The 11,978-nt window shown below is 72.1% G+C and carries 12 protein-coding genes; 3 read left to right on the forward strand and 9 right to left on the reverse strand.

Annotation, left to right across the window (positions count from 1 at the left end; genetic code table 11):
- Window positions 1–6 precede the first annotated feature (6 nt).
- The 8 genes from mnhG to ACIG87_RS01360 form a co-directional block, all read right to left on the reverse strand.
- Window positions 7–372, reverse strand: coding sequence for a monovalent cation/H(+) antiporter subunit G (gene mnhG / locus ACIG87_RS01325; protein ID WP_396847034.1), 366 nt, complete (start codon window positions 370–372; stop codon window positions 7–9).
- Window positions 369–632 carry a monovalent cation/H+ antiporter complex subunit F gene (locus tag ACIG87_RS01330; protein ID WP_396847036.1) on the reverse strand — a complete coding sequence of 88 codons (264 nt, stop codon included), beginning with the start codon at window positions 630–632 and terminating at the stop codon, window positions 369–371. Before ACIG87_RS01330 ends, mnhG begins: the two co-directional genes overlap by 4 nt.
- Window positions 629–1,291, reverse strand: coding sequence for a Na+/H+ antiporter subunit E (locus ACIG87_RS01335; RefSeq protein WP_396847038.1), 663 nt, complete (start codon window positions 1,289–1,291; stop codon window positions 629–631). The genes ACIG87_RS01330 and ACIG87_RS01335 overlap by 4 nt, the downstream gene beginning before the upstream one ends.
- The gene (locus ACIG87_RS01340) at window positions 1,288–2,868 is read right to left on the reverse strand and encodes a Na+/H+ antiporter subunit D (protein WP_396847040.1); all 1,581 of its coding nucleotides are present in this window, start codon (window positions 2,866–2,868) and stop codon (window positions 1,288–1,290) included. Before ACIG87_RS01340 ends, ACIG87_RS01335 begins: the two co-directional genes overlap by 4 nt.
- A complete protein-coding gene (locus ACIG87_RS01345; RefSeq protein ID WP_396847042.1) occupies window positions 2,865–3,353 on the reverse strand; it encodes a Na(+)/H(+) antiporter subunit C in 489 nt (162 codons plus the stop codon). The genes ACIG87_RS01340 and ACIG87_RS01345 overlap by 4 nt, the downstream gene beginning before the upstream one ends.
- Window positions 3,350–6,169: a Na+/H+ antiporter subunit A gene (locus ACIG87_RS01350; protein ID WP_396847043.1), complete on the reverse strand. Its 2,820-nt coding sequence runs from the start codon at window positions 6,167–6,169 to the stop codon at window positions 3,350–3,352. The genes ACIG87_RS01345 and ACIG87_RS01350 overlap by 4 nt, the downstream gene beginning before the upstream one ends.
- Before the next feature lie 145 nt (window positions 6,170–6,314).
- Window positions 6,315–6,794: a potassium transporter TrkA gene (locus ACIG87_RS01355; protein WP_396847045.1), complete on the reverse strand. Its 480-nt coding sequence runs from the start codon at window positions 6,792–6,794 to the stop codon at window positions 6,315–6,317.
- 176 nt (window positions 6,795–6,970) lie between these two features.
- Window positions 6,971–7,912, reverse strand: coding sequence for an ion transporter (locus tag ACIG87_RS01360; RefSeq protein ID WP_396847047.1), 942 nt, complete (start codon window positions 7,910–7,912; stop codon window positions 6,971–6,973).
- A 190-nt stretch (window positions 7,913–8,102) separates the two neighbouring features.
- On the opposite strand from ACIG87_RS01360, the gene ACIG87_RS01365 reads away from it, so the two are divergent.
- The 3 genes from ACIG87_RS01365 to ACIG87_RS01375 all read left to right on the forward strand — a co-directional run bounded on the left by ACIG87_RS01365 (window position 8,103) and on the right by ACIG87_RS01375 (window position 10,071).
- Window positions 8,103–8,828, forward strand: a complete 726-nt coding sequence (locus ACIG87_RS01365) for a hypothetical protein (RefSeq protein WP_396847049.1) — start codon at window positions 8,103–8,105, stop codon at window positions 8,826–8,828.
- The gene (locus ACIG87_RS01370) at window positions 8,828–9,469 is read left to right on the forward strand and encodes a DUF6529 family protein (RefSeq protein ID WP_396847051.1); all 642 of its coding nucleotides are present in this window, start codon (window positions 8,828–8,830) and stop codon (window positions 9,467–9,469) included. Before ACIG87_RS01365 ends, ACIG87_RS01370 begins: the two co-directional genes overlap by 1 nt.
- An 86-nt stretch (window positions 9,470–9,555) precedes the next feature.
- Window positions 9,556–10,071 carry a Rieske (2Fe-2S) protein gene (locus ACIG87_RS01375; protein ID WP_396847052.1) on the forward strand — a complete coding sequence of 172 codons (516 nt, stop codon included), beginning with the start codon at window positions 9,556–9,558 and terminating at the stop codon, window positions 10,069–10,071.
- Window positions 10,072–10,164: 93 nt separating this feature from the next.
- Here ACIG87_RS01375 and ACIG87_RS01380 read toward each other — a convergent pair whose 3' ends face one another.
- Entirely contained in the window at window positions 10,165–11,910 is a 1,746-nt protein-coding gene (locus ACIG87_RS01380; RefSeq protein ID WP_396847054.1) for a CotH kinase family protein, read from the reverse strand.
- Window positions 11,911–11,978: the final 68 nt, after the last annotated feature.

Here is an 11,978-nt window from a genome sequence, read left to right on the forward strand (position 1 = left end):
CCCGGGTCAGTCTCGACGGTCGGCGTGGAGCCGGTCGAGGTGGGCGGCGAGTTCGTCGGTGATCAGCAGGTCGGTGCGGATCTGGTCGTGCGGGTAGCCGGCCCGGCCGATCATGTGCGCGGCGACCGGCGCGGTGGCGAGCTGAAACGCGCCGACCAGCACCAGCGTGGTGACGTCCACCCCGGTACGCAGCCGAAGCGCGCAGCCGAGCAGCACCAGCAGCAGGCCGAGGACCTGTGGTTTGGCCGCCGCATGCATCCGGGACAGCAGGTCGGGGAAGCGGACCAGGGCGACCCCGGCGGCGAGGCTGAGCAGCGCACCGCCGAGCAGCAGACCGGCGGCCACGACGTCCAGCACCGCGTCGACGCTCACTTGTCGTTCCGGCGGGCGGCGAACCGGGCGACGCTGACCGAACCGACGAAACCCAGAATGGCCAGCACCACGAGGATGGGCAACGCGGTCGCGTCCCTGCTGTAGGCGGCCTCGGTCGCCACCGCGGCCACCACGATGGCCAGCAGCACGTCGGTGGCGACCGCCCGGTCGAGCACGGACGGCCCCCGGACGATCCGGGTGAGGGTGAGCGCGCCGGCCACCGCCAGCAGCACGGTGACGATCACGGCGACAGCGGTCATCTCGAAGTCCCTTCCAGTGCGGACGGTGGGTGCGCGCGGATCAGGGCCTGTTCCTGCGCCGAGCCGATCGCCTCGATCAGCCGGGCCTCCAACTCCAGCACGCCGTGCCGGAACTGTTCGACCTCGTCGCGGGTGCGCACGCCGAGGACGTGGACGTAGAGGGTGCCGGTGTCCCGGTCGGCTTCGACGATGAGGCTGCCGGGCACCAGGGACAGCGCCTCCCCGGTCAGGGTCAGGTTGAGGTCGGAGCGGACCCGCAGCGGCACCGCGATGATCGCGCCCCGGGGGGTGTGTCCGAACCGCAGCGCCAGCGCCGCGATCTGGACGCTCGCCACCACCAGGTCCCGCAGGAAGCGCAGCGTGAACCGCAGCAGCGGCAGCGGGTGCAGCCGCCCGGCGAAGGTCACCGGGGGCAGCGGGAAGACGGTCAGCACCACCAGCGCCACGACCAGCCCACCGAGCACGTTGGCCCAGCTCAGCGTTCCCCAGAGCAGCACCCAGACGGTGACCAGGACGATCATCGCGACGGCCCGGTTACGGCGACGGGCCGCCGGGGACAGCGGCAGGTCCTCGGGATGCTCCGGCGGCGGCAGGTCACCCGGTTGCGGCGGCGGTGGCCGGTCCCCGGGTTGCTGCGACGGAAACGGATCGTGGCTCACGGCGTACCCCCGGGGTAGACGGCCTCGACGTACGGGGTGCGACGCAGCAGGTCGTCGGCGGCGTCGGAGCTGAGGTCGAACAGCGGCCCGGCCACCACGGTCAGCGCCAACCCGAGCGCCACCAGGGCGACCGTCGGCGCGATCATCAGGCGGGGCAGCATCGCACCGGGGTGGGCGTCGCGGTCCGGCCCCCGGTAGGGCTGCTCCACGCCGTCGGTGCGGACGGTGTGCACGCTGTCCTGTGGTTCGGGCATCTCCGGGTGCGGGCGACGCCAGAACGCCAGGTTCCACACCCGGGCGATGGCGTAGAGGGTGAGCAGGCTGGTCACCAACCCACCCGCGACCAGCACCCAGGCCAGCGGGCCGCCGTCGTCGACGCCGGCCTGGACCAGTCCGAGCTTGCCGAGGAAACCGGAGAAGGGTGGTATCCCGGCCAGGTTCAGCGCCGGGACGAAGAACAGCACGGCGAGCAGCGGCGACAGCCGGGCCAGCCCGCCGAGGCGGTCCAGCGCGGTGCTGCCGCCCCGGCGTTCGACAAGTCCGGCGGCGAGGAAGAGGGTGGTCTGGATGGTGATGTGATGCACCACGTAGAAGATCGCGGCGGCCAGCCCGAGCGACGAGCTGAGCCCCACCCCGAACAGCATGTAGCCGATGTGGCTGATCAGGGTGAACGACAGCAGTCGTTTGATGTCGGACTGGGCGACCGCGCCGAGGATGCCGACCAGCATGGTCAGCGCCGCCACCACCAGCAGCAGGTCCGCGGTCCGGCCGCCGGGGAACAGCAGCGTCTCGGTACGGATGATGGCGTACACGCCGACCTTGGTGAGCAGGCCGGCGAAGACGGCGGTGACCGGCGCGGGCGCGGTCGGGTAGCTGTCGGGCAGCCACGCCGACAACGGGAAGACCGCCGCCTTGATGCCGAAGGCGAGCAGCAGCATCCCCTGGAGCACCAGCCGCAGGTCGTCGGGCAGCGCGTCGAGCCGGTCGACGAGCTGGGCCAGGTTGAGGGTGCCGGTGGCGGAGTAGACCAGCCCGATCGCGACCAGGAAGATCAACGACGACAGCAGGCTGACCACGACGTACGTGGTGCCGGCCCGGATCCGGGTCTCGGTGCTGCCCAGGGTGAGCAGCACGTAGCTGGCCACCAGCAGGATCTCGAAGCCGACGTAGAGGTTGAACAGGTCGCCGGAGAGGAAGGCGTTGCACACGCCGGCGGTGAGCACCAGGTAGGTGGGGTGGTAGACCGACAGCGGGGTGTCCTCGTGCCCGTCGGCCAGACCCTGGCCGATGGAGTACACCAGCACGCAGAGGGTGACGGCGGCGGAGACCACCAGCATCAACGCGGCGAGCTGGTCGGCGACGAGCACGATACCCAACGGCGCGGCCCAACCGCCGACCTCGACGACGAGCGGCCCGTCGATCGAGGAGCGGACCAGCAGGGTGGCGGCCACCGCGACGGTCGCGGTGAGCACGGTGAGGCTGACCCACCGCTGCGCGCGGGGCCGGCTGGCCAGCAGCAGGGTCAGGGCCGCGCCGAGCAGCGGCATCACCACCGGCAGGGGGACGAGGTAGTTCACGCGCCCCGCCCCCGTTCGGCCGGCACCGCCACCGGTTCCCGCCGGTCGTCGGGATCGGACTGGTCGTCGGGATCGGACTGGTCGTCGGAGTCGGGTTGGTCGGCGTCGTCGGTGCCCGGCCCCTCGTCCCGGTCGGCCAGGTCCATGATCCGGCGGTCCTCCACGTCGTCCTGCACCTCGTCGTGGCCGTTGAGGTGCCAGCTGCGGTACGACAGCGCCAGCAGGAACGCGGTCATGCCGAGGGTGATGACGATGGCGGTGAGCACCATCGCCTGGGGCAGCGGGTCGCTCATCTCCGCGGCGTCGGTGGTGCCGACGATCGGCGGGCCACCGGCCCGGCCACCGGTGAGCAGCAGCAGGTTGGCGCCGTTGCCGAGCAGGATGACGCCCATCAGCACCCGGGTGAGGCTGCGTTCCAGCAGCAGGGTCACCCCGGCGGCGAAGAGCACACCGACCACCACGATGTAGGTGAGGTTGGGGGTCACACCAGCTCCTTGTCCCGTACGTCGTCGCGGGCATCCTCCTGCTGGCGGTCCATCTCCGCGCCGAGACTGCGCAGGATGTCCAGCACCAGGCCGACCACGATCAGGTAGACGCCGACGTCGAAGAAGACCGACGAGACGAAGTGGACGTGGCCGAGCAGCGGCAGATGGAAGTCGAGCACCGCGCTCTGCAGGAACTCCCCGCCCAGGGGCATCGCGACCACTCCGGTGCCGACGGCGAGGAAGAGCCCCGCGCCGAGCACCGCGCCGGCGTCGACCGGCGCGGCGGCGTTGAGTTCGCGGCGGCCACCGGCCAGGTAGCGCACGGCCAGGGCCAGGCCGGCGACCAGCCCGGCGGCGAACCCGCCGCCGGGGGCGTTGTGACCGGAGAAGAGCAGGTAGACCGAGAAGAGCACGATGGCGTGGAAGAGCAGCCGGGTGACCACCTGGAGGATCACCGAGTGCCGGTGCGCCTCGAAGCCGGCGGTCAGCCAGCGCGGCCCGCCGCCGGCCGGCCGGGGGCCGGGGACGGCGCTGCGCCGGTCCAGGTCACGGGAGCGACGGAAGATCAGGCTGGCCACGCCGGTGGCCGCCACCACCAGCACGGCGATCTCACCCATGGTGTCCCAGGCCCGGATGTCGACCAGGGTCACGTTGACCACGTTCTTGCCGCCGCCGTAGGAGACCGCCTCGTCGGGGAACCGGTCGGAGATCGGGGTGGCCAGCCGGCCGCTCGCCGCCACCCAGGCCATTCCGGACACCACCGCGCCGACGGCGACCCCGATCGCGATCCGGCCGCGCCGGCTGGCCCGGATCGGCCGTTCGGAGAACTTCACCGGCAGCCGGCGCAGCACCAGCACGAACATGACGATGGTGACGGTCTCCACCAGGAACTGGGTCAAGGCCAGGTCCGGCGCTCCGTGCAGGACGAACATCAGGGCGGTGCCGTAGCCGGCGACGCCGACCAGGATCATCGCGGTGAGTCGACGCAGCGCACGGGCCGCCATCACGGCGGCGACGATCACCAGGGCGGCGACGACGGCCTGCAACGGGGTGTCCCAGGCGCGGAACTGCCGGGGCCACGGGCCGCCGGTGAGCAGCGCCCCGCCGGGCAGCACGACCAGCACCACCAGGATGATCCCGAGGTAGAACGGCAGTGATCCGCGCTGGGTCGCGCCGGTCAGCTCCACCGCGAGCCGGTCCACCCCGGCGACCACCCGCTCGTAGCCGGCCGCGCCGTCCAGCGGCGTCCACCGCGCCGGCCGCAGCCGTCCCCGGTGCAGCAGCAGGAACAGGCCGCCGCCGGCCGCCACCGCCAGGGCGGACAGGCCCAGCGCCGGGGTCAGGCCGTGCCACAGCGCCAGGTGGTAGCCGGGCACGTCCGAGGAGAAGCCGTCGGCGTACGGGGCGAGCAGCCCGTCGAGGGCCGGGGCCGCGACGCCGACCGCCAGCCCGGCGACGGCGAGCAGCGCCGGTGCGGCCAGGAACGACCGGCCCGCCGGGTGCGGGTCGGTCTGCGCGACGCCGGGCTTGGTGGCGAACGCGCCCCAGAGGAAACGCAGCGTGTACGCCACGGTCAGCGCCGCACCGAGCACCACCCCGGCCAGCACCAGCAGGTCCGCCGTACCGCCGTGCCGGAACGCCTCGAACGCCGCCTCCTTGGCGACGAAGCCGGCCATCGGCGGCAGCCCGGCCATCGACGCGGCGGCCAGCACGGCCACCCCGGCCAACGCCGGCGCACGCCGGCCGAGGCCGCTGAGTTCGCGCAGGTCCCGGGTGCCGGTGGTGTGGTCGACGATCCCGACGACGAGGAAGAGGGTGGCCTTGAACAGGGCATGTGCCAGCACCATCGCCGCGCCGGCCAGCGCGGCGTCGCGGGTGCCGGCGCCCAGGACCACCATCAGCAGCCCGAGCTGGCTGACCGTGCCGTAGGCGAGGAGCAGCTTCAGATCCGTCTGTCTGAGCGCCACCCAGGCGCCGAGGAAGAGGGTGGCCAGGCCGGCGACGAGCAGCACCACCCGCCACGCGGTGACCCCGGCGACCGCCGGGCCGAGCAGCGCGACCAGGAACACCCCGGCCTTGACCATCGCGGCGGCGTGCAGGTACGCGCTGACCGGGGTGGGCGCGGCCATCGCACCGGGCAACCAGAAGCTGAACGGCACGATCGCCGACTTGCTCAGCGCGCCGAGCAGGATCAGCATCAGCGCGGTGACCAGGTAACCGCCGTCGGGCAGGTCGGTGGCGACCACCGACCAGCGGTAGCTGCCGGCGTGCTGGCCCAGCATGACGAAACCGGCCAGCATGGCCAGGCCGCCCAGGGTGGTGACCAGCAACGCCTGCATGGCGGCCCGCCGACTGGCCCGCTTCGCCGGGTCGTAGCCGATCAGCAGGTACGAGAAGACGGTGGTCAGTTCCCAGAAGACGTAGAGCAGCAGCAGATCGTCGGAGACGACCAGGCCGAGCATGGAGCCGGCGAAGGCGACGAAGACCGAGGCGAAGCGGCCCAGCCCGGGGTCGTCGGAGCGGAAGTACCGGGCGCTGTACGCCAGCACCAGCGCGCCGACCCCGCCGACGAGCACCACCATCAGCCAGGACAGGGTGCCCATCCGCAGGGCGATCTCCAGACCGATCCGGGGCACCCACGGCCAGGTCTCCACCACCGGTTCACCCGCCCGGACACCACCGGTACGGGTCAGCGCCCAGACCAGCGTGGCAGCCGGGGCCAGCGCGACGACGTGGAGCGCGCGACGCCCCCAGCGGCGTACCAGCCCCGGGGCGACCACGGCTGCCAGTGCGTGGACCGCCACCAGGACCAGCACACACCCTCCTCGAAGATCAGTCTCGGGAACCACCCACCCGCTCGGGGCTGTGCGGGACCGGCGGCGCGGGGACGGGCGTCCTCGTGTCGCGCGGCCACCGGCGTGGTGGCGTCACCATGGTTGGTCGGTTTGTCGTGGTACCCGGTCAGTGGCCGGCGAGCACGTCCGCGGCGGTCGTGGTGGCCACTTCCGCACCCGCGACGACGACTTCGTCCCCGGCGAGCAGGACGTAGTCGTCACCGGGGGTCGGGACGACCCGGCCGGCCCGGACCACCGCCAGCAGCGACAGTGGTCGGCCGGACAGCGCGGTGTCCCGCCAGCTCCGTCCGTCGCCCACACTGCCCACGGCGACGGGTATTCGCACCACGGTGACGCCGGGCAGCTCGCGTTCCAGCTCGGCGAGGTGATCGATGGTGACCGCCTGGTCGAGCACCCCGGCGACGGCCTGCGCCTCGGACTGGTCGAGCACCAGCGTGCAGAGCGCGGTGTCGCTGTCCTCCGGGTGGTAGATCACCACGTCGCGCCGCCCGCCAACATGGGAGATGACGCCGGCCCGCTGGCCGTGCGCGGTGGCGAAGCGCTGGCAGAGTCCGACCCCGGGGATGACCGTACGTTCGAACCGCATGCCGACCTCCTTCGCCCACCGTCAGAGGGGCCTCGGCCGGTAACGGCCCCGCGCCCCTTCATCCCTATCATGATCAGGGTCCGGTCGCCCACGCCGCCGTCCCACTTCATGGGAAACGCCGACGTCGGGCGGCCGTCGACGGGCAGCTGCGGCCGGCGACGAAGCGGGACGGGCCGTCAGCGGGCGTCGGTGCGTTCGGGGACCGACCGGTGGCGGCTCGGCGGGTCGTCGCGGTCGATGCGCAGCTCCCGTTCCAGTTCGGCGATGACCGCCCGCAGGTCGTCCAGGCGCTGGGTGAGGGCGATCCGGTCGACCTCGTCGGGGACGCCGTCGCCGTCGGCGTCGTACCCGGGCGCCAGCCGCTCGGTCATCTCCAGCCGACGCGCCTCCTCCATCGAGTTGACGATGACCGCGATCAGGATGTTCAGCAGCAGGTTGACCGTGATGATCACATAGCTGACGTAGTAGAGGAGGGTCCACGGGGAGAGCGCCAGGCCCTGCTCGACCAGATCCGGCAGGGTCTCCAGGGACAGCAGCACGAACAGGGTCAACAGGGACCGGCCGATGTCACCGTACTGCTCCGGGTAGGCCCGGCCGAAGATCAACCAACCGGCCATGCCGTAGACGTAGAGCGTCACCATCGCCAGCGCGAGGAACCCGCCGACGCCGGGCAGGCTGCGCCACAGCGCGGCCACGATGGTGCGCAGTCCGGGCGAGAACCGCACCAGCCGCAGCACCCGGGCCACCCGCACGACGCGCAGCAGCGCCGAGTCGCCGTGCAACCCGGGGAGGAAGATCGCCGCGATCACCACCAGGTCGAAGACGTTCCACCCGTGCCGCAGGAAGTCCTGCGGCCGACGGCCGTACGCCAGCACCCGGATGGCGATCTCGGCGACGAAGGCGGCCCGGAAGCTCAGCTCCAGCCAGTGCAGCGCCGGTCGGGCCGCACCGAGGTCCGGGTAGGTCTCCACCCCGAGCACCGCCGCGTTGGCCATGATGAGCACCACGATCGCCGCCTCGAAGGGACGCGACCGGGAGATCCGGGCACACCACTCGGCCAGGCCGGACGGGCGGGCGACCCCGGGATCGGGGGCACGCCGTTGCTCGGGAAGGGACACGGGCGGCACCGGTCACCCGGTCCCGCAGCGGTACGGGAACGCGGTGGCCATGCCGACACCCTATCGGCCGATCCGGACGGTCACCGGTGGTGACGGGCCGGGCACCCGTCGACCCCGGGCGCAGCGATCTCGCCGCGACATTGAACGACCTGCGCCCGGACTTCGTACATCCCGGTGAAGGGAGCTGCTCATGAAGCGCATGACCCCGTTGCTCACCCTGCTGACCGGGACGGGCATGGCCGCCGTCCTGTTCGCGATGAGCGCCCAGGCGGCACCGCGTACGGTCGACCCACGCGCGGCCGCGCCCGCGGCGGCCGCGCCCGAGGCCGCCGTCGTGTCGCCCGCCGCACCGGAGGGTCCGCAACCGGATGCCACCCCGGCGGACCCGGCGGAGCAGCCGGAGACACCGCCACCGACCACGCCGCCACCGGCGGCCGGGGCCGACTCCAACTGGACCGGACGGCTCGACGGCGGCGCCACCATCGCGATCACCGTCACCGACGGCAAGGCGGTGGCGTACGTCTGTGACGGCAAGAGCCTGGAGGTGTGGCTCAACGGCACCGCCGCCGACGGCCGGATGAAGTTGACCGGCAAGAAGGGTGCCGTGCTCACCGGCACCTTCAGCAACGGTGTCGCCTCCGGCGAGATGGTGGTGGGTCAGCGCCGGTGGAAGTTCACCGCCAAGCAGACCGGCAAGCCCGACCCGGTGCTCTACCGGGCCACCTCGCAGCAGCGCCGGTCCGGCGTCGACGGCGGCTGGATCATGCTGCCCGACGGCAGCCAGATCGGGGTGGTCACCCGCGACGGCACGCCGGTGTCGGCCCCGCCGCTGGACCCCGCGTTCGGCACCACCATCCTGGACGGCCGGACCGTCACCGCGACGCCGGTGGCGGCCGACCCGGACGCCGGTGAGTGATGACAGCCCGCCAGAGGTTCGAGACCGACGTGGGACGCGGCGCGGGCGACGGGCCGACCGTCCGGGTCCTGTCCGACCCCCCGCCCGTCGTGACCCCGCCCGTCCCCGCCGGCGCACCGCCCGCCTCGGTCGTCGTGCCGCTGTTGGTCGGGGCGGCGGTCGCGGTGGCCATCGGGGCGTATGCCCGGGTCCACCAGCCCACCGGGATCGCGGTCAACGTCGCCGGCTTCTCCAGTCCGCAGGCGGTCAAGGTGTGGCTGGGCAGCGGGGCGGCCTTCTTCGCCGTGGTGCAGTTGTTCAGCGCGCTGGCGATGTGGGACCGGCTCGGCGGCTTCTCGCCCTCCTGGGCGGGCGGGCTGCACCGGTGGAGCGGGCGGGTGGCGTTCCTGCTGACCGTGCCGGTGGCGGTGCACTGCCTCTACGCGCTGGGCTTCGCCGACCATGACCTGCGGACCCTGCTGCACTCGCTGCTCGGCTGCCTCTTCTTCGGGGTGTTCACCACCAAGATGCTGGTCCTGCCCAAGCGGGGGCTGGCCGGCTGGGTGCTGCCGGTCGTCGGCGGGTTGGTCTTCACCATCCTGATGGGAATCTGGGTGACCTCGTCGCTGTGGTACTTCACCACCTTCGGAGTGGGCACGTGACGCAGGGCGGGCAGGTGACGCAGGGCGGGCATGACATGCCCGGCACGCACCATGGGCACGGGACTCGGGAGAGGTACGGCACACAGATGTGCGACGAACGTGGGGCCGGTTGTCCGCCCCGGCGGACCCTGCTGGCCGGAGCCGGTGGGGTGGGCGTGGCCGCCCTGCTCACCGGCTGTCAGACCTACGGCGAAGCGGCGGCGCCGGTCGCCGCTCCGCCGGCAGGCGGACCGTCCGCCGCCTCGCCGGGCGCGGCCGGGCCCTCCGCCGGGGCGGACGGTTCCTCCGCCGCGCCCGGCGAGCAGCCGCCCGCGCCCGCGGCACTGGCCGCGGTGGCGGACATCCCGGTCGGCGGCGGCAAGATCTTCAAGACCGAGGGGGTGGTGGTGACCCAGCCGACCGCCGGCACCATCAAGGCGTTCTCCGCCACCTGCACCCACCAGGGCTGCACGGTCACCTCGGTCAAGGACGGCACCATCGTCTGCGGCTGCCACAACAGCGTCTTCGGCATCGCCGACGGGGCCGTGCAGAGCGGCCCCGCCGGCCAGCCCCTGGCGGCCCGCGCCGTGACCGTCGACGGGGCCGACATCCGGCTGGCCTGAACGAGCAGTCCAATGTCCGGGCGCGGCGGAAGGGCACCGGGCCGATCCTCGCCGACCACCGCGCGTGGTCGGCGGCCCGGTGCCCGGTGGGTGCTACCGGGGCGGCTGCCCACTGACGCCGGGGGCGGCGAGAGCCCAGCCGCTGGCCGAATCCAGCCAGGTCATCCGCCGGGCCATCCAGTCCCGCAGGAATGCGACCTGACCCTGCCAGGTGTCGGCGGTCGGGGTGACGATGGGTCCGATCTTCTCGGTGGTCAGGTTGGGCCATCGCTGGAAGTTCCGGTCGGCGGCGTTGACCAGCGGCGCGGTGAGGCTGGCGAAGCGCGCGTCGAGCCGGGCCGCGGAGAGCGGACCCTGGCGCAGCTCGGCCCAGCGGGCCCGGACCAGAGCCATGAACCCGGGGTCCGTGACCAGCCTGTTGATCCAGTTGTTGGGCTTCGGCCAACGTTGCTGCTCGTACTGCCAACCGGTGGTCTCCAGATTGTCCCCGCCACCGATGCCGTAGGTGATGTCGAGGTCCCACAGCGGGCCGGCGGTGATCTTGCCGCCCCGGTCCTTGTAGAAGTACGAGCTGCGGGCGTAGGCGTCGAAGTTGCGGGTCAGCTCGTTGATGATCAACGAGTCGACGAACGATCCCACGTCGATCCAGGCGGGATAGCCCGTTGTCGGATCGGCGAAGCGGCGCGACTGCATCAGGTCGTTGAACTGCTGGAGATGCCCGGTGAGCCAGGCCTGCTGTTCCGGTTGCAGGGGTGACGGATCGACCACCTCCAGGAAGTGCCAGCAGGTCGCGGACCGTCCCTCGCACTCGAGGACCGGCTCCTCGGCCGTCATCCACTCGAACTTGAAGATGTACCCGCCGGAGATCGCCGGCAGGGTGACGTCGTCGGGATCGAGGTCCTTCAGGTCGAGCCGGTTCTTCGAGTTCTTGATGGTCTCGACGATCATGTAGACGCCCAGGTAGTCCTCGGCGCTGACCGGCCGGTCCGCGACGTTGAGGTACAACTCGACGAAGGCGTACCGGGGCGTCTGGAACCCCATCTCGCGGGCCAGGTCGAAGGTGAGCGCCTCCCGGATCAGCGCCTTGTCGGGGTAGGGCCCCCGCAGCGCCCAGTCGGACTCGGCGGGCATCCCCAGCACCGGATAGTCGACGTCGTCGTCCTCGTTGTCCCGGAACTCGACCCGGTACTGGGGCTTGTCGAACAGGGAACTCGACGTACCGCGCAGGTGGTAACCGATCCGGGTGGCGAGGGCGGGCGGCGCCGAGAACGAGGCGTGCCCCCCGGTCGGCGCGAAGAGCAGGCCGGCGGCGTCGACGAACTCCCGCCCCGGCGCTCCCTGGCCGTACCCGTCGATCAGCAGGATCGGCAGGTCGAGGCTGACGTCCACGGCCCGCTCGACGTAGAGGGCGGTGCCCGGGTCACCGGTCGGCGCTCCGTCGACGAACGCCCACGCCCGCAGCTGGGTGGTGCCGGACAACAGCAACGGTGTCCCGTCGTACCGCCGGGAGTCCGCCCGGGGCAACGCCCCGTCGGTCGTGTAGCGGATCTCGGCACCGGTCACGCTCGTCTGCAACGAGACGGTGAGTTCACCCTCGAAGGTGCCGCTCGGCACGGAGAAGACGATGTCGCCGGTCAGGTCGTCGGGCGAGTCCGCCACCGCCGCATCGCTGCCCGGTGTATCGCTGCCCAGCGCATCTCTGCCCGGTGTATCGGCCGCCTGGTGGAGGATCGGCACCTCGGCTGTCCGGTCGGGGATCGGCGGCGGGGCGCCGAAGGCACCGAGGGAGATCGCGGTCGCGATGCCCAGCACCTGGACGAGCAGATTCCGCACAGTCACTCCAATGCTCCACGGACGGCTGAACCACACTCCATTTCATCGATACATATACATTTTAACGGACACTC

Origin of the sequence: Micromonospora sp. NPDC051925 (assembly GCF_044548625.1) — a bacterium.
In the GTDB taxonomy this organism is placed as follows: domain Bacteria; phylum Actinomycetota; class Actinomycetes; order Mycobacteriales; family Micromonosporaceae; genus Micromonospora.